Here is a 17345-nt window from a genome sequence, read left to right as displayed (position 1 = left end):
TCCTTCCTTCTCGGACGTGTCCCGCTTCTGGGGCGTATCGCCACGATGGCACCGTCATCGGCGGCTTCGCGTCGGTGACGATTGCCTAACCGGCGGCGGGGGGCGTGCGGCGAGCGGGCTGCGTATCCACGACGTGTGTACGGTCGAAGCCCTCCGGGTTGCCAGGAGCGGGCTACCCGGAGGGTGCGCCGACCGGGACGCGGAGGATCCGATCGTCGCCGGGGCGGGGCGCGGTGCCGCCCCAGGTGGCGCGGTCGGTGTTGGAGGTGATGACCCACAATGATCCGTCGGGGGCGACCTCCACCGTCCGGATCCGGCCGTGGTCACCCACGAAGTGGGGGATCGGGTCGCCCGTCGCGGCATCGCCGGCCACAGGCAGTTGCCAGAGGCGCTGACCACCGAGGGCGCCGATCCACAACGACCCCGAGCTGTACGCGAGACCGGATGGGCTGGCCTCGTCCGGGTGCAGTACGGCGATCGGAGCCTCGCCGGTGCTCCCCGCGGTGCCTTCGCTCTCCGGCCAGCCGTAGTCGAGGCCGGGGAGGAGGACGTTGACCTCGTCCCAGGTGCGGTGGCCGAGTTCGGAGGCGTAGGCGGTGCCGTCCGGGCCGAAGGCGATGCCCTGCACGTTCCGGTGGCCGCGGGAGTAGACGGGGGTGCCGCCCGGGTTGTCCTCGGGCACGGATCCGTCGAGGCGGATGCGGAGGATCTTCCCGTTGAGGGAGTCGTCGGTCGCGGCGTTCTCCGGTTCGAAGGCGTCGCCCGTGCCGATCCACAGGTTTCCGTCGGGGCCTATGGCGAGCCGGCCGCCGTGGTGACGGTCGGCGGTCTGGATGCCGTCGAGGAGCACCCGGTCCACTTCGAGCGAGCCGAAGTCCTCGGCGAGGGTCAGCGCCACCACCCGGTTCTGCTCCCTGCCGGAGACGGAGGCGAAGACCGTGCGGTCCTCGGCGAACTCCGGCGAGGCCACGATGCCGAGCAGTCCGCCCTCCGAGGAGACCTCGACGTCGGGGACGACGCCGACCGTCCGTGCGTCGCCGCCCGCCGCGGGGATGCGCAGGATCTCGCCCGAGATGCGTTCCGAGACGAGTGCCGAACCGTCGGGGAGGAAGGTCAGGCCCCACGGCGCTTCCAGACCGGCGGTGATCTCCGTCGGCTCGCCGGGCACGGCGAGAGTCGCCGGACCGCTCGGCGAGGAGAGGGGCGGGGGGATCGAGGGCTCCGTCGTCCGCTGCTCCGGCGCTCCGGCGCAGCCGCTCAGCAGCGCGACAACGGCGGCGGCCGCGACGGCGGCGGGGCGGTGTGCGGGGGGTGCGTTCATCGTTTCTGCTCCAGGAGCGTGTCCCCGGGGCGGAGGTCGCGGGATGGCATGGCGGTGTTCGCCGATCTCAGGCGGCGCCGCCGTTGACGTGCAGGACCTGTCCGTTCACCCACCGCGCGGGTCCGGCCAGGAAGGACACGGCCTCGGCGGTGTCCTCCGGCGTACCCAGGCGCGCCATCGGATTCGCCGCCGCTACGCCGTCGATCTGCTCCCGGCTCTTGCCCTCGAAGAACAGCGGCGTCGCGGTCGGGCCGGGAGCGATGGTGTTCACGGTGATGTCGCGGCCGCGCAGTTCGCGGGCGAGGATCAGGGTGACGGCCTCCACCGCGCCCTTCGACGCGGTGTAGGCGGCGTAGCCGGGGATCTGCAACCGGGTCACCGACGTGGAGAAGTTGATGATCGCGCCTCCCTCGCGCAGGTGCCGGGCGGCCAGCTGGTCGACCACGAACGTGCCCCGCACGTTGGTGCGCAGGACCTCGTCGAGGACTTCCAGGTCCAGCTGCGCGATCGGCGACAGCGGCATGATCCCGGCCGTGTGGACGAGGACGTCGACGCCGCCGAACTCCGTCTGGCCGAGGGTGAACAGCGCGGCCATATCGTGTTCGTCCGCGACATCGCCGTGTCCGGCGACGGCACGACCGCCGTTCTCCTTGATCGCGCGGACCGTCTGCTCGGCCAGGTCCCGATGACCGGCGTAGTGGATGACGACCGCGAACCCGTCCGCGGCCAGGCGCTGCGCACACACCCGGCCGATTCCGCCGGATCCTCCGGTGATGATCGCGACGCGTTCTGGGGTCCCTGACATGGCCTTCACCTCTCCGATAAGATATGTACGGTGCGTACATATCGCAGGGTACGCTTAAATGAACACATTGTCCACAAGCGAGGGAGTGTCCATGTCCACGAGTGCAGCGGTACGCCGGGGGAGGGGCCGGCGGCCGGCGGCGGAGGTGCGTGCGGATGTCCTCGCGGCGGCAGGCCGCATCCTGCTCGAGGACGGGCTCACCGCGGTCACGTTCGAACGCGTCGCCAAAGAGGCCGGTGCGAGCAAGACGACGCTGTACAAGTGGTGGCCGTCGCCGGGGGCGCTGGCGGCGGAGGCGTACTTCGCGCAGAGCCGACCGCTGCTCGCCTTCCCGGACAGCGGTGACGTGCGCGCCGACCTCATCGCCCAGCTCACGTCGTTCGTCCGCCTCCTCACGACCGGTGGGGCGGCAGGACCGGTCTCGCAGCTCATCGGCGCGGCTCAGCTCGACCCCGACCTCGCCCGCGCGTGGTCGGAGACGTATGCGCTGCCCCGTCGCGAACTCGGCCGGGAACGGCTGCGCGTCGCCCAGGAGCAGGGGCAGCTGCGCGAGGACGTCGATCTCGACATCATGGTCGATCAGCTGTGGGGCGCCTGCTACCACCGTCTGCTCGTGCTGCGGGTCCCGCTCGACGAGTCGGTCGTCGAACGCCTGGTCGATCAAGCCCTGCGCGGTGCGGCCCGGCATCCCGCCTGACCTCGTCGCGAACGTCCGTCCCGGCGTCGCAGGCGGTGCGCCTCCGGCCGGGACGCCGTCCGGTCCGCGTGGTCAGTAGACGAAGACGAGCCGCGCCGGCACGGACCCGGAGAGCACCTCCGCGACCGCCTCATTGACCTGGGACAGCTCCCTCGGCACGGCGACCACACGAGTACGGCCGGCCGCGTGCAGGTCGAAGACCTCGATCAGGTCCTGCCTCGTGCCCACGATGGATCCGATCACGGAGATGCCCTTGAGGACGGTGTCGAAGATCGGCACGTTCAGTTCGCCCTGGGCGGGGAGCGACACCAGGACGAGGCGACCGCCGCGGTTCAGCGATGCGAACGCCTGCTCGGCCACGCGCGGCGCGACGGCCAGGACGATCGCGACGTCCGCTCCGCCGGCCTCCTGGATGGCGGCGACAGGATCCGTCTCCGCGGCGTTGACCACGTAGTCGGCGCCGAGTTCGCGCGCGAGATCCAGCTTCTCGGCCGTGACGTCGACCGCGATCACGATGGCGCCGACCAGGCGGGCGTACTGGACGGCGAGGTGCCCCAGCCCGCCGATGCCGAAGACGACCACGCGCTCGCCGGGCACGACGTGTGCGGCCTTGACCGCCGCGTAGGTCGTCACGCCGGCGCAGGTCAGGGGCGCGGCATCCAAGGAGGTCACCTCATCCGGGACGGGGGTCGCGAACCTCGCGGGGGCGAGCATGTACTCCGCGTACGCCCCGTCGACGGAGTAGCCGTTGTTCTCCTGGCGTTCGCAGAGGTTCTCGCGGCCGGTGATGCAGTAACGGCACTCGCCGCACGCCCAGCCGAGCCACGGCATCGCGACGCGCTCGCCGACCACGCGCTCGGTGACACCCTCGCCCACGGCCTCGATGATCCCCACCCCCTCATGGCCGGGTACGAGGGGGAGCGTCGGCTTCACCGGCCAGTCGCCCTGCATCGCGTGGATGTCGGTGTGGCACAGTCCGCAGGTCTCCAGCCGGACGAGCACCTGACCGCGGCCCGGCTCCGGGATCTGCCGGTCCTCGATGGACAGCGGCTCAGTGAATGTCGTGACGACGGCAGCACGCATGATGATGGCCTCCTGATGTCTCCGGGCCCGGTCGGACCCTGCGCCGAGTCTCGCCCCGACGGGCAGGTCGTGCACGAGCCATTGGTCCCGGCGCGCGATCACCGGCAGGGGCCTGATACGTTGACCGGGTGGGGATGTCGGTCGCGGCGGGGACGCCGATCAAAGTGGGCACTGCAGGTCAGATCGCCGAAGACGAGGCGTTCGTGGTTCCGCGGGAGGTCGCGGGCACCGTGGACGACATCGCGGTGATGTTCAGCGAGGGGCGCTACTTCGCGGTGGACGACACGTGCACCCACGAGCAGGCCTCGCTGGCCAAAGGGTGGATCGAGGGAGGATGCGTGGAGTGCCCGTTGCACTCCGCGAGCTTCCGCTTGTCGGACGGTGCGGCGCTCTCCGCCCCCGCACCGACAGGCGTCGCGACCCACACCATCGAGGTGGTCGGTGACGCCCTGATGCTCACCCCGAACCCCGAGCGCCTGGCGTGACGGAGCTCCGACGGGTCGTCATCGTCGGAGGCGGGATAGCGGGGTGGACCGTCGCGACATCGCTGCGCGCCGGCGGATACGACGGGGAGATCGTCCTCGTCGAACGCGAGCCCGCTTGCTACGACCGGCCGCCGCTGTCCAAGACTGCGCTCATCGACGACGCGCCGCTGGACGCGCTGGCGTTCGCCGACCCCGTCGCGACCGCGGGACTCCGGCTCGACGTGCGCTGCGGACGCTCCGCCGTCCGGCTGGACGCGCCGCAGCGCGCCGTCGTCCTGGACGACGGGACGCGCCTGGCCGCCGACGCCGTCGTGCTTTCGACGGGAGGGCGCGCGCGGGAGGGGGCGTTCCCCGGCGCGCAGCTGCCCGGGGTCCTCACCCTGCGGACGTATGCGGACGTCGTCGCCGCACGCGCCCTGCGCGGACGGACGATCGCCGTCGTCGGTGGCGGTCTGATCGGCGCGGAAGCGGCGGCCGCGTTCCGGCTGGCCGGCTCCCCGGTCGTGCTCATCGACCCGAACGCCGTGCCGGGCAGCAGGGTGTTCGGCCCCACCCTGGCGGCGCATCTGCATGGGATGCACGTCGCCAACGGCGTGGACGTGCGGACGGACACCGTCGCCGCAGTGACAGAGGACCGCGGCCGGCTCCGTGTCGCGCTGACCCACGGAGCACCGGTCACCGTCGACGGGGTGCTCGTGGGCACCGGCATCCGACTGGATACGGCGCTGGCGGCGGACGGGGGTGTCGAGGTCTCGGACGGCATCGTCGTGGATGCGGACGGCCGCACATCGGTCCCGGGGATCTTCGCCGCAGGGGATGTCACCCGTCGGCGCATGCCCGTCGGCCTCGCCGCGTCCCGCGGGCACTGGGACGCCGCGAGGCAGGACGGGCTGGCGGTGGCCGCGGCCATCCTCGGGTGCCCGGCCGAACCCGCGGGAGCCGACTGGTTCTGGTCGGACCGCTACGGACACCACGTCGAGGTGGTCGGTGACATGTCGGCGAGCGGCGCGGAGATCGTGCGCCCGGGACAGCATCCCACCGTCTTCCGGATCGACGGAGGGATGCTGCGGGCGGCGGCGAGCGTCGACGATCCGATGTCCGTCCGTGCCGCGCGTCGTCTGATCGAACGCGGCGTGGCGGTCGAGGCCGACCTGCTGGCCGACCCCGCCGTCCCGCTGCGGTCGCTACTGCAGAAGAAGACCGCGTCCGCGGTCAGCCCTTCTTGACCCGGACCTTCTGGTAGGGCTTCGCGATGGATTCGCCGATGGCGCCCGCGATGAGCTGCTCGGCCGTCTGGTTCTTTCGGGACAGGTTCGCGATCCACTTCGTGAAGCGGGCGCCACGGGCCAGTTCCTTCGCGCTGCGGTCCTCCAGCGCGTAGAAGTACAGCGCGGTCTCCGGCAGCAGCGAGAGCACGCCGTTGAGGATGCGACGAGTCACCCACTTCGCGACGGGGCCCTTCACGTCCGGGTGACGGAGCGAGTGTCCGGCGAGGGCGGCGAAGATCGTGAGCGCCTTGGTGTTCAGCTCCTCGCGGATGTAGGCATCGAGCTCGGCGAACGTGTCGAAGTACGGCCCAGGAACGTGAAGCATCTCGGCGCCCTGGCGCGACTCGACGACCACGCGGTCGGAGTCCGCCGTCGACAGGCCGGGCCCGAACTCCTGGTAGCCGCGCACCGCGGACCAGATGTATGTCCACCAGGTCCAGCGCTGCCAGGTCGGCTGCTTCGCACTGACGACCTCGCCCGTCTCCGGGTTGGTCCACGTGGAGCGTTCGTGGAGCATGTCCACGTGCGCGGCCGCCGCATCGGCGTGCGCCTTGTCGGCGAAGACCGCGTCGCGCAGGTATGCGGAGGTCCGGTCGAAGCGGGCCGCCATCGCGTCCGCGCCCTCGCTCGTCACCGAGACGCGCTCGAAGTGGGTCATCATCCCCGGTTCGAGCATCTGCAGGAAGAGCGCGTTCTTGGCACCCAGCATCGATCCGGGATCGGAGAAGACGCGCCAGGACACACTGTCGGGTCCGTAGTAGCCGTCGTCGGCGCGTGGAGCGTCGGCCAGTGAACGGCTCGGGTAGACGTCCGTCATGAATTCCCCCTCGGAAGTGCACCAGGCGCTCCTTGCGCCGTGTCGACCGGAGGGATGTCGCTCGGGTGCGTCATCCGGCCGTGGTGCGTGGATCCGAGCATATCTATGTGGGCATGCTCGCCCCGACCGCCGGGCCGGGTGGACGCCCGTGGGCGCCGCGGGCCCACCGGGGCATGTAGACTGGATCCCGATAGGCGGATTTCTCATCCGTCTCGCCCCGGTCGCGTGGTAACGGCCGGGGCTTTCTCTTTGCCCGCCCGGCCCGGCCGGTTTCAGACCAAGCCGGTCGTGTCGAGGAGCGACCCGACAGCCCACGTGGCTGCCAGCGCGAGCGCGCCGCCGACCACGGTGCGGACCATTCCCCGCAGCGGTGCCGCTCCTCCCATCCTGGCGGCCGCCGCGCCGGTCACCGCGAGCGCCAGCAGCACCGTCACGAACGTCACCGGGACTCGAAGGGCGGGCGGTGGAAGGAGGATCGCCGCCATCGGCAGCACGGCACCGACGACGAAGGCGATACCCGAGGCGAACGCGGCAGCCCAGGCACTCACCACGCCCCCTTCGCTCATCCGGTACTCCGCATCCAGGTGAGCGGCGAGATCGTCGTGCCGGGTGAGCTCCTCCGCGACCGTCCGTGCGGTCGCATCGGACAGGCCTTTGTCCCGGTACACCCGGGCGAGGTCATCCAGGGCCTGCGCGGGGGAGTCGGTGAGGCGGCGCCGCTCTCTGTCGATCACGCTCCGTTCGGTGTCGCGCTGACTGCTGACGGACACGTACTCGCCCACCGCCATCGAGATCGCTCCGCCGATCAGGGCCGCTGTGCCCGCGGTGATGACATGCGAGGAAGCCGCGCTCGCGCCGGAGACCCCGACGACGACGGCCGCGACCGAGACGATCCCGTCGTTGGCCCCGAGGACGGCGGCCCGTAGACGGTTCAGGCGTGCCGCGAGATCCGACGCTTCCTTCCCGCTTGCGGCTGCCCCGGTCATGAGCGCATCCGCGAAGGATCGGTCACGCGGGCGTCTCCCTGACGCCCTCAGATGCGTCCGTGAGCGGGACCCGCACGCGCAGCACACCGCACACGAAGCTGTCCGACATCCGTCCGACGTCGAAGCCCTCCGGCAGCGTGATCGCGTGCTCGAACCCTGCGGCGCTCTCGCGGAGCACGTACTCCCTCGTCGCGGCGTCGGCGTCGGGAAGCTCCGCCTCGATCACGAGTCCGCCGCCGCCGACCGTGACGGTGACGTCGGGTTCGGCGAACTGCGGCAGATGCGTCTCGATGATCAGCGCACCGTCGGGCTCGACGTAGATGTCCGTGGTGGGCGATCGTGTCGTCGAGTCGGGGTCGGCACCATCCGTCTCCAGCTCGCGGGGCACGGCGTGGAGCAGGAGCGGTGCGGCAGCCGGATACGGGTCACGCTGCATCCCGACCCTCCTCCCTCTGCGCCGGATGGGGTCCCTGACCACTGTCCGGCGAGGGCGGGTCACCCGATAGGGGCCTTGGTCCTGTGGGGCGCGGCCGCATCCCGTGCACGTCGACGGTGCGCGCCGCGCACCCAGGCTTTCCGCACCTCCTCGACCCAGAGGACGCACGACGCCATCCCGATGCACACCAGCCAGTGGTCGCCGCGGAGGGGCGAGGTGCCGAAGGCGGTCTGCAGTGGCGGCAGGTAGACCACCGCGATCTGCAGCGCGACCGCGAGGAGGACGGCACCCCACAGGAGAGGGTTCGAGAACAGTCCGCGCGCGGCGCTGGCCGTGGTCGACCGGGCGTTGAACGCCGTGATCAGGCCGGCGAGCACGAGGGTGGTGAATCCCGCGGTGCGGGCCGTGTCGAGATCGTCCGCGCCTCCCGGGATCAGGCCGGCCGGGAGGAAGATGTCCATGGTCGTGAGCGTCACGAGGGCGATCACGAGACCGGTCACGACGATGCCCGCCCACATCCCCCCATCCACGGCATGGTCGGTCAGCAGGCGGGGCCTGCGTGCCATGACGTCGTCGATCTCGGGGTCCACCCCCATCGCGAGCGCGGGTCCCGTGTCGGTGACGAGGTTGATCCACAGGATCTGCGTCGCCAGCAGGGGGAGGACGATCTCCCCGTCGGCCGCCCCGGTGAACCCCAGCACGCCGGCCAGGACGATGCCGAAGAAGACGGTGAGCACCTCGCCCATGTTCGAGTACAGCAGGTATCGGAGGAACTTCCGGATGTTGTCGAAGATCACCCTCCCCTCGCGGACCGCGTGGACGATCGTGGCGAAGTCGTCATCCGCGAGGATCATGTCCGCGGCTTCCTTGGTCACTTCCGTCCCGGTGATCCCCATCGCGATCCCGATGTCGGCGGAGGTCAGGGCGGGGGCGTCGTTCACCCCGTCGCCGGTCATCGCCACGATGAGCCCGTCCGCCTGCAGGGCGTCGACGATGCGGAGCTTGTGCTCGGGGGCGACGCGGGCGAACACCGACGTGCGCCGCACGGTGTCGCGCAACCGCTCCTCATCCATGGCGTCGAGGCTCGCGCCGCTGACGGCGTCGCCGCCCGCGGGGACGATGCCGAGGTCAGCGGCTATGCGTGCCGCCGTGGCAGGGTGGTCGCCGGTGATCATGATGACCCGGATGCCGGCGGCATGGGCCTCGGCGATCGCCGGACGCGCCTCCGGGCGAGGCGGGTCGATCATCCCGACCGTCCCGACGTAGACGAGATCGTGTTCGTCGGCGTCGTCGAGCGGGACCGCCCCCGTGCTGCCGGAGTCCTCCGCCCGGAGACTCCTGCGGTAGGCGACGCCGAGGGTGCGCAGGGCCGCGGCCGAGAGTACGTCGACCTCCGCGAGGATACGCGCCCGCCCCGCATCGTCGAGGGGGACGGTGCCCTCGCCCACCTGCACCCGCGTGCAGTGCCCGAGGAGCACATCCGGCGCGCCCTTCGTGCAGATCGTCAGAGCGCCGTCCTCCGCGCGCACGGCGACGGACATCATCTTCCGCTCGGACGTGAACGGGACCTCGCCCACCCGCACGTACCCCTCGCTGCGTTGGACCGCGGCGGGCAGCTTGCGCGCGGCGACGAGGAAGGCCGCCTCGGTCGGGTCGCCCACGATCTGCCAGGCGCCGTCGCGTTCGGCGAGCTGGGCGTCGTTGGCCAGGGATCCGACGAGGAGGACCTCGGACACCTCCTGGGCGAGCGCTCCCGGGCGGAGATCCGCACCTCCCTGCGTGACCCGACCGATCGGCTCGTATCCGATGCCGGTGACCTCCGCCGTGCCGGAAGCCGTCACGATCCGCTCGATCGTCATCTGATTCGTGGTCAGCGTGCCCGTCTTGTCGGTGCAGATCACGGATGCGGAACCCAGCGTCTCGACACTCGAGAGCTTCTTGACCACGGCGTTGCGCTTCGCCATCCGCTGCACGCCCAGAGCGAGGACGACGGACAGGACTGCGGGCAGGCCCTCCGGCACGGCGGCGACCGCGAGGGAGACGCCGAGCAGGAGGACCGCCACGAACTCCGAGGGTGTGCTGATGCCCTGGAGCAGGGAGATCGTGAGCACGACCACGACGGCGATCGCCACGACGATCCGGCCCAGGGTGCGTCCGAGCCGGTTCACCTCCCGCTGAAGGGGCGTGGTGTCGGTACCGGCGTGCTCCAGCATCGTCGCGATCGCACCCATCTCGGTGGACATGCCCGTCGCGGTGACGATGGCGCGCCCGGTGCCGCGGGTGACGGCCGTCCCCTTGAAGACCATGTTCGATCGCTCGCCGAGGGGGAGGGGCGCGTCACCCGGGAGGGTGCCGGTCTGCTTGTCCACGGCCACGCTCTCGCCGGTCAGCGACGCCTCCGCGACCTGGAGGCCGTTCGCCCGGAGGAGACGGCCGTCCGCGCCGACCTGGTCGCCCTCGGCGAGGAGGAGGATGTCGCCCGGCACGAGATCGGCGCTGGGGAGTCCGACCTGCGCCCCACCGCGCAGCACGGTCGAGCGCGAGCGGGTCATGGCGGAGAGTGCCTCCACCGCCTTCTCCGCCCGGGACTCCTGGACGAGGCTGAGCACGGCGTTCAGGACGATGATCGCGAAGATGACGATCGCGTCGATCGGCGCCCCGTGCGCCCCCTCCAGCACCCACGCGACGGCGGACACCACGACCGCGGCGAGGAGAAGCAGCGTCAACGGCTCGGTGAGGAGGAGGCCGACGCGACGCCAGATGGATTGCTTCCGGGCGCGTCTGAGCTCGTTCGTTCCGGCCGCCTCCCTGCGGAGGATCACCTGCTCCTCGGAGAGGCCGACATCCGGGTCCACGACGAACGCCCGGGCGACGGCGTCCGCATCCGTGTGCGACGGCTCGGGGAGTTCGAAACCGCCCTGCGTGGGGCCCGCGGCGCCGGTCATGCGTGCGGCCATCGGACTCGCGACGAGCGTCGTGCCGGTGGCCGTCGGTCCGGAGTGCGCATGCTCCAGGGTAGGCGCGCAGGCCAGCGGTGACGGCGGTCCGAAGGTCCCGTCCGCCTTCCCGGAAGGAGGGCCGGATCCGTCGCCGCCGCACAGGACCTATGGCACTTCCCGCACCCGGGCGGATCGATGAGGGTCGTCATGCGCGCAGTCAGCGCGTGAGGACGCGGGCGCTGCGGCGTTCCGCGATGAGAGAGGACCCGACGATGGCGCGCAACCTCGTGAGATTCGACCCCCTGGCGGGCCTCGACGCACTGCGTCGAGAGCTCTTCGACGACGCCCTGATTCCCGTCACCCGGGGGAGGATCCCCACCACCGACGTGTACATGGAGGGCGACAAGTCCCTGATCGTCGAGGCGCATCTGCCCAACTTCGACGAGAAGGACGTGACCGTCACCGTCGACCGCGGCGCCCTGGTGATCCAGGCGGAGCGCCGGGAGAAGGAGGAGGACAAGGAGAAGAAATACGTCATCCGGGAGAGCAGCAGCAGCTTCTACCGGAGCATCGTCCTCCCCGAGCAGGCCGACGAGAGCAAGATCGCCGCGGACTTCGACAAGGGCGTACTGAAGGTCACCGTGCCGCTGAAGGAGAGCGCCTCCCCGCGGAACATCTCCATCGGTACATCCTCGTCGTCGTCCTGAGCGAGGTCCCGCGTGGCGACGGGCACTCCCCGACGCCACGCACCGCCCCACACCAATCAATGCACTGCACCGGGCCTGCCCGAGGCTTCGCGGTCTTCTCCGAGGAGAACCATGAACGAACCGTCAGCCCACCACACAGCCGAACCGCCCCACCGGGTGCGGCCGGGAGACATCGAACTGCCCAGCACGGAGCCGATCGACATCTCGGCGCTGATCGCCGCGGAGCTCTCCGCGGGCGACCGGGCCGGGTGACCCGGCCCGGAAACGACGGAAGCCGCCGAGGATCTCGGCGGCTTCCGTCGTTTCTCAGCTGTGTCGGGGAGCCCGCTCCCGGTCGCGACGACCGCCGGGTGCACCGCGGTCCAGGCGCATCTCGATGAGTCGGCCGCTGATGCGGGTGCCGCTCAGCCGGTCCAGGACATCGCCGGGGAGGTCTGCGGGCAACTCGACGAGTGAGAAGTCAGGACGGATGTCGATCTGGCCGAAGTCCTCGCGTTTGAGGCCGCCTTCGTTGGCGAGGGCGCCCACGATCTGCCGGGGCTCGACCTTGTGCCGGCGTCCGACCGCGAGACGGTACTTCACGAGCGAGGAGTTGCCGGGACGGGGGCGCCGCTCCGGACGGTCCGCGCCGTCCGCACGAGCGGGCCGGTCATCCCGCTCGAAACGCTGCGCCCGCTCGTCCTCCGCGGACAGAAGCAGCGGCGACTCTCCCTGCGCGACGAGGGCCAGGGCGGCGGCCACATCCGCCTCGGGGACGTCATGGTGCTGCACGTAGTGGTTGATGATGTCGCGGAAGCGGTCGATCCGGTCGGACTGCTCCAGGGCGGCCGTGATCGCGTCGTCGAAGCGGGTGAGCCGGGTCGCGTTGACGTCGTCGACGCTCGGCAGCTGCATCTGGGTGAGCGGCTGGCGGGTCGCCTTCTCGATCGCGGTGAGCATCCGGCGCTCACGGGGGGTGACGAAGCTGATCGCGTCGCCCGTCCGGCCGGCGCGTCCGGTGCGGCCGATGCGGTGCACATACGACTCGGTGTCGATGGGGAGGTCGAAGTTCACCACGTGGCTGATGCGATCGACATCCAGGCCGCGCGCGGCGACGTCGGTCGCCACCAGGATGTCGAGCTTGCCCGACTTCAGCTGGTTGACGGTCTTCTCACGCTGGGCCTGCGCGACGTCACCGCTGATGGCGGCGGCGGTGTAGCCGCGGGCACGCAGTTTCTCGGCCAGCGTCTCGGTCTCGTTCTTCGTGCGGACGAACACGATCATGCCCTCGAAGTTCTCGACCTCGAGGATGCGGGTGAGTGCGTCGACCTTCTGCGGGTACGAGACGATCAGGTAGCGCTGGGTGATGTTCGCCGAGGTGGCGGTCTTGTTCTTGACCGTGATCTCTTCCGGGTCGCGCAGGTACTGCTGCGAGATCCGGCGGATCTGGGCCGGCATGGTGGCGGAGAACAGGGCGACCTGCTTCTCCGCGGGCGTGGACCCGAGAATCGTCTCGACGTCCTCGGCGAAGCCCATCTTGAGCATCTCGTCGGCCTCGTCGAGCACGAGGAACTTCAGCTCGGAGAGGTCGAGCGTGCCCTTCTCCAGGTGGTCCATGATGCGACCGGGGGTGCCCACGACGACGTGCACGCCGCGACGGAGGGCAGACAGCTGGGTGCCGTAGCCCTGGCCTCCGTAGATGGGGAGCACCCGGACGCCGCGGAGGTGGGCGGCGTAGCGTTCGAACGCCTCGCAGACCTGGAGCGCGAGCTCACGCGTGGGCGCCAGGACGAGGGCCTGCGGCTTCTGCTGCGACACGTCGAGCTGCGAGAGCACGGGCAGCGCGAAGGCCGCGGTCTTGCCCGTGCCGGTCTGGGCCATGCCGATCACATCGCGCCCCTGCAGGAGGGGCGGGATGGTGGCGGCCTGGATGGCGGAGGGGGTTTCGTATCCGACGTCTTTCAGCGCCTTGAGTACCGCGGCGTCGAGCCCCAGATCGGAAAAGGACTGCGGCTCGTCGGCGGGGGCGGCCTCTGCGGGCGCGCCGGACTCAGGTGTTGACATTCTTCAAAGGTATCGCGCCTGCGGCTGGGGAAACACAGGACGGCGCTCCTTCGGCCCCGCGCCGGCAATCAGGACCGGGTGGGCTGCGGCGTGTCCACGGGGACCGGAGCGTGGGTCGCACCGTAGACCGCCGCCTGGGTGCGACGCTCGAGCCCGAGCTTCGCCAGCAGCACGGAGACGTTGTTCTTGATGGTCTTCTCGGAAAGGGTGAGCTGTTCGCCGATCTGGCGGTTGGTCATTCCTTCCGCGAGCAGCCGGAGGATCTGTTCCTGACGGGTCGTCAGCACCGGTTCCTGGCGCGCATCGTGCGGGGTGTGCGTGATCCCGGGAGTGGGCAGTTCGGCCACGTTGGGCAGCAGGTTCTCCCCGGCTGCGATGCGACGGATCGCCGCCACGAACACGTCGCTGCGGACGCTCTTGAGGACGTACCCGGAGGCGCCCGCCATGATCGCGCCCAGATAGGCGCGATCATCCGCGGTGAAGACCAGGCAACGGGTACGCGGCCGCTCGGATCGGATGATGCGGCAGATGTCCATCCCGTTCCCGTCCGGCAGCCGCACGTCGAGGACGACGACGTCCGGGCTGGTGGCGGCGATGCGTGTGATCGCGTGCCGCGCGGTGCCGGCCTCTCCCACGATCTCGAGATCGCGGGCCGTGGTGGTGAGGTTCGTGATGCCCAGTCGCACGATCTCCTGCTCATCGACGACGAAGATGCGGATCATGGCTCCGGCTACCGGCCTGTGTATGGTCATGCGACGAGGGCACGGACCCGGATGGGCGCGTGCTGGGCGCGAGTGAGCGTCGCCCGATCCCGCAGGAAGGCCGCGTCGAGGGCGACGTTCCGGAGGCCGGAACGGATGAGACTCCAGATGTCGTGTCCGAACATGCTCAGGGCGCCTCCCAGTCGCCACCGCCCCCGGCCTGACAAGGATGCGCCGTGGTAGGGCCGAAGGCAAGGGACGAACGTCCCGGGAGGCGCCTCGTACGGCCCGCGCAACGCCGGTGGGGGACCAACGGCACTACTTCCCGGTCCCGAGCCGGGCGACGATGACGCTGCGCACACCCCCGGTTGCGCCGTACCGCGAGGAGAAATGACATGAGCACCCCCAGCGACACCGACGCGAGCGTGAAGACCTCCGTGGAGGACGAACTCCGGTGGAGTCCCGACGTGGACGAGAGCCGGATCGGAGTGGCGGTCCAGGACGGCGCCGTCTCGCTGTTCGGCGAAGTGGAGGACAACTCGGCCCGGCTCGCCGCCGAGCGTGCCGCACTCCGGGTGCACGGCGTCACCGCCGTCGCGCTCGACCTGGACGTCCGGCCCACCTCGGAGCGCCGTGTGAGCGAGGAGGAGCTCGCGAAGGAGGTCCAGCACGCGCTCACCTGGGCCGACAACGTTCCGGATACCGTCAAGGCGACGGTCGAGAAGCACAAGGTCACCCTCTCCGGAGAGGCGGACTGGGACTTCCAGCGCGAGGCCGCCGAACGCGCGGTCCGGCACATGCGTGGTGTGCATCGGGTGGACAATCGCATCACCCTCACCCCACGGGTGTCCGCGGACGACACCGAGGAGCGGATCCGGCAGACCCTGGCGCGCAACGCGCAGTTGAAGAGTTCGGACGTCGAGGCGGAGGTCTCGGGCGATCGGGTCATCCTGACCGGGACGGTCAAATCCTTCAGCGCGCGGCGACAGGCGGAGCAGGCCGCCTGGGGCTCTCCGAACGTGCAGGACGTGGAAAACCGCATCCACGTGCGTCCGTGGCGCAAGGGCGACGGGGCGTGACCATCAGCAGCTTCACCCACGTGAATCGCTCACCCTTCCGCGCCATGACGCGCTCCTCCCACCGAAATCCCCGCCGCGAATGGCTCCCCGTTCTCGGTTCGCTCGCCGCCGCCGCGCTCATCCTGCTTCCGTTCGGCCAGGCCGCGCAGGCGAACATCCCGGACGATCCTGCTCCCATCGCGGAGCCGAACGTGGGACCCAACACCGAGATCTACGCCAGCACCACCGGCGACGGTCAAGACGTGACCGGTGGCCGGCCGGCGACCGGCACCACGCAGGATCCCACCGCCCCCTATCCGGATGCGCCGCCGGCCGGATACACCGGGGTGTCCACCTTCGCCGGCACGATCATCACCCGGGCCGTATCGGACCCCTCCCTCACAGCGGAGATGTACTGCATCAACCTCGGGGTGCAGACGGCGAGCGGCGTCGGGTACGAATCGGGGACGTGGGACGAATCCGATGTCTCGAACATCGGGTATGTGACCTACATCGTGAACAACTACTACCCGACGTCCGGGGCTCCGGCGTCGCTGGGCAGCGACGACGAGCGGGCGGCCGCCGTCCAAGCGGCGATCTGGTACTTCACCGATGGATTCGTCCTGACGGCCGGTACGAACGCCGTACGCACTGCGGCGGCGGCCATCGTCGCCGACGCGCAGACGAACGGTCCGGTCGTCGAGCCTCCCGCGCCGGAGGTCTCCATCGCACCGCCCGCCGCATCGGCTCCGGTCGGTGCTGCCGCCGGACCGTTCACCGTGACCGCGGAGAACGCCGCGCAGGTGACGGTGTCGGTGCCCACCGGCTACGCCATGTTCGCCGACGCGGGGGCGACGCAACCGATCGCGAACGACTCGGCCGTCGACTCGGGCACCGAGATCTGGGTGACCAGCACGTCGACGGAGGCGAACGAGACCACCCTGCGTGCCAGAGCGGTCGTCACCGTCCAGCGGGGACAGGTGTACCTGTACGACGGCAACACGCCGGGCCGTACCGACGCGCAGCGGCTCATCCTCGCGGACACCACCGAACTCGACGCGCTCGCCGAGGCGACGCCGTCGTTCTTCGCGACCGGCGGCCTGACGGTGAACAAGGCGTTCGCGGGTGAAGGCGTCGGTTCGCAGGGAGCCATCCAGCTCTCGATCGAGTGCGGCGGAGGGTACGTCTTCACCGCGGACATCGCCGCCGGTGCGGAGGATGCCCAGGAGTTCACCTACTCCGGCATCCCGGTGGGCAACACCTGCACCGTGACGGAACCGACGACGGGCGCCAACACCGTCGTCGACGTGACCACGGATGCGCCGCAATCGGCGACGGTGACGGAGGAGGGAGCGGCGGTGACGGTGACGAACACCGTGACGTTCCTGCCCGGCTCCCTGCTCCTGACGAAGGCGCTCAGCGGTGCCGCGGCGGGTCAGCAGGGAGAGATCGTCATCGACGTCGTCTGCGGCGACGTGCTGGACGAGTCCTTCGTGGTCCCGGCGGGCAGTGCCGCGGGGGAGTACACCCAGACGTACGGGGATCTGCCTGCAGGGACGGAGTGCACGGTGAGCGAGTCCTCGACCGGAGCGAATCAGCAGGTCCGGGTCGTCGCCAGCGAGGCGGTGACCATCGCCATCGAGGCGGGCGCCGTGGCGGAGGCCACGCTGACGAACGACGTCACCGTCATCCCGCCGGTGACCCCGCCGCGGCCCGGCGGAACCGTCTTGGGTGCGCTTCCGGCGACCGGCGCAGGCTCGCCCACCTCGGTGTTCCTCGCCGGGGGAGCGGTCCTGGCTCTGGGGCTCGTGATGGTGGGTGCCGGCTACCGAGCGCGCCGAGGCGTCGCGGACACCGGCACGGAGTGACCGGCACCGCGTGAGCCGGATGGGTCAGGGCGGACGCACCCGCGTCCGCCCTGACCCATGTGCGGCGTAGCCTGGATCGGGGACAGGTACGGCGCGACGGGTAGGAGTCGCGCTCCTGGCGGTCGGGCCAC

The 17345-nt window shown here is 70.6% G+C and carries 17 protein-coding genes; 7 read left to right on the top strand and 10 right to left on the bottom strand.

The features are described from left to right. Positions 1 to 172: 172 nt before the first annotated feature. Both F6J84_RS09690 and F6J84_RS09685 read right to left on the bottom strand, forming a co-directional pair. Positions 173 to 1321: a PQQ-dependent sugar dehydrogenase gene (locus F6J84_RS09690; RefSeq protein ID WP_150973328.1), complete on the bottom strand. Its 1149-nt coding sequence runs from the start codon at positions 1319 to 1321 to the stop codon at positions 173 to 175. Positions 1322 to 1388: 67 nt separating this feature from the next. Then, a complete protein-coding gene (locus tag F6J84_RS09685; protein ID WP_150973326.1) occupies positions 1389 to 2126 on the bottom strand; it encodes an SDR family oxidoreductase in 738 nt (245 codons plus the stop codon). 91 nt (positions 2127 to 2217) lie between these two features. Between F6J84_RS09685 and F6J84_RS09680 the strand changes: the two genes are divergently transcribed. Then, complete coding sequence (locus tag F6J84_RS09680) at positions 2218 to 2823, top strand: TetR/AcrR family transcriptional regulator (protein WP_150973324.1); 606 nt, start codon at positions 2218 to 2220, stop codon at positions 2821 to 2823. A 72-nt stretch (positions 2824 to 2895) separates the two neighbouring features. Here the strand turns inward: F6J84_RS09680 and F6J84_RS09675 are convergent, their stop codons facing one another. Continuing rightward, positions 2896 to 3906 (bottom strand): zinc-dependent alcohol dehydrogenase, encoded by a 1011-nt coding sequence (locus F6J84_RS09675; RefSeq protein ID WP_150973322.1) that lies wholly within the window; start codon positions 3904 to 3906, stop codon positions 2896 to 2898. Between the two features lie 134 nt (positions 3907 to 4040). On the opposite strand from F6J84_RS09675, the gene F6J84_RS09670 reads away from it, so the two are divergent. Then, complete coding sequence (locus tag F6J84_RS09670; protein WP_150973321.1) at positions 4041 to 4391, top strand: Rieske 2Fe-2S domain-containing protein; 351 nt, start codon at positions 4041 to 4043, stop codon at positions 4389 to 4391. After that, positions 4388 to 5617 (top strand): NAD(P)/FAD-dependent oxidoreductase, encoded by a 1230-nt coding sequence (locus F6J84_RS09665; RefSeq protein ID WP_150973319.1) that lies wholly within the window; start codon positions 4388 to 4390, stop codon positions 5615 to 5617. Before F6J84_RS09670 ends, F6J84_RS09665 begins: the two co-directional genes overlap by 4 nt. Here the strand turns inward: F6J84_RS09665 and F6J84_RS09660 are convergent. The 4 genes from F6J84_RS09660 to F6J84_RS09645 all read right to left on the bottom strand — a co-directional run bounded on the left by F6J84_RS09660 (position 5604) and on the right by F6J84_RS09645 (position 10843). Beyond that, positions 5604 to 6476 (bottom strand): oxygenase MpaB family protein, encoded by an 873-nt coding sequence (locus F6J84_RS09660; RefSeq protein ID WP_191905629.1) that lies wholly within the window; start codon positions 6474 to 6476, stop codon positions 5604 to 5606. The two genes, F6J84_RS09665 and F6J84_RS09660, sit on opposite strands and share 14 nt — an antisense overlap. Before the next feature lie 272 nt (positions 6477 to 6748). Beyond that, positions 6749 to 7462, bottom strand: coding sequence for a VIT1/CCC1 transporter family protein (locus F6J84_RS09655; protein WP_150973315.1), 714 nt, complete (start codon positions 7460 to 7462; stop codon positions 6749 to 6751). Positions 7463 to 7484: 22 nt separating this feature from the next. Continuing rightward, complete coding sequence (locus F6J84_RS09650; RefSeq protein ID WP_150973313.1) at positions 7485 to 7898, bottom strand: Hsp20/alpha crystallin family protein; 414 nt, start codon at positions 7896 to 7898, stop codon at positions 7485 to 7487. A 59-nt stretch (positions 7899 to 7957) separates the two neighbouring features. Next, positions 7958 to 10843 carry a cation-translocating P-type ATPase gene (locus F6J84_RS09645; RefSeq protein ID WP_150973311.1) on the bottom strand — a complete coding sequence of 962 codons (2886 nt, stop codon included), beginning with the start codon at positions 10841 to 10843 and terminating at the stop codon, positions 7958 to 7960. Between the two features lie 266 nt (positions 10844 to 11109). Here F6J84_RS09645 and F6J84_RS09640 point away from each other — a divergent pair, with 266 nt between their 5' ends. Both F6J84_RS09640 and F6J84_RS15500 read left to right on the top strand, forming a co-directional pair. Further along, positions 11110 to 11544, top strand: a complete 435-nt coding sequence (locus F6J84_RS09640; RefSeq protein ID WP_191905628.1) for an Hsp20/alpha crystallin family protein — start codon at positions 11110 to 11112, stop codon at positions 11542 to 11544. A gap of 111 nt (positions 11545 to 11655) precedes the next feature. Further along, positions 11656 to 11796 carry a hypothetical protein gene (locus F6J84_RS15500; RefSeq protein WP_191905627.1) on the top strand — a complete coding sequence of 47 codons (141 nt, stop codon included), beginning with the start codon at positions 11656 to 11658 and terminating at the stop codon, positions 11794 to 11796. A 54-nt stretch (positions 11797 to 11850) separates the two neighbouring features. On the opposite strand, the gene F6J84_RS09635 is transcribed toward F6J84_RS15500, so the two are convergent. From F6J84_RS09635 to F6J84_RS15495, 3 genes are all read right to left on the bottom strand, one after another. Continuing rightward, a complete protein-coding gene (locus F6J84_RS09635; protein WP_150973308.1) occupies positions 11851 to 13587 on the bottom strand; it encodes a DEAD/DEAH box helicase in 1737 nt (578 codons plus the stop codon). A 68-nt stretch (positions 13588 to 13655) separates the two neighbouring features. Further along, a complete protein-coding gene (locus F6J84_RS09630) occupies positions 13656 to 14339 on the bottom strand; it encodes a response regulator (RefSeq protein WP_238702447.1) in 684 nt (227 codons plus the stop codon). Beyond that, a complete protein-coding gene (locus F6J84_RS15495) occupies positions 14336 to 14473 on the bottom strand; it encodes a hypothetical protein (protein WP_191905626.1) in 138 nt (45 codons plus the stop codon). The genes F6J84_RS09630 and F6J84_RS15495 overlap by 4 nt, the downstream gene beginning before the upstream one ends. Positions 14474 to 14683: 210 nt before the next feature. On the opposite strand from F6J84_RS15495, the gene F6J84_RS09625 reads away from it, so the two are divergent. Together F6J84_RS09625 and F6J84_RS09620 are read left to right on the top strand one after the other, a co-directional pair. Continuing rightward, positions 14684 to 15367, top strand: a complete 684-nt coding sequence (locus F6J84_RS09625) for a BON domain-containing protein (RefSeq protein ID WP_150973307.1) — start codon at positions 14684 to 14686, stop codon at positions 15365 to 15367. Continuing rightward, complete coding sequence (locus tag F6J84_RS09620) at positions 15364 to 17214, top strand: thioester domain-containing protein (RefSeq protein WP_150973305.1); 1851 nt, start codon at positions 15364 to 15366, stop codon at positions 17212 to 17214. The genes F6J84_RS09625 and F6J84_RS09620 overlap by 4 nt, the downstream gene beginning before the upstream one ends. Positions 17215 to 17345 lie beyond the last annotated feature (131 nt).

The sequence above is a fragment of the Microbacterium caowuchunii genome (genome assembly GCF_008727755.1).
Lineage (GTDB): Bacteria > Actinomycetota > Actinomycetes > Actinomycetales > Microbacteriaceae > Microbacterium > Microbacterium caowuchunii.
This window is presented reverse-complemented; position numbering and strand designations above follow the sequence as displayed.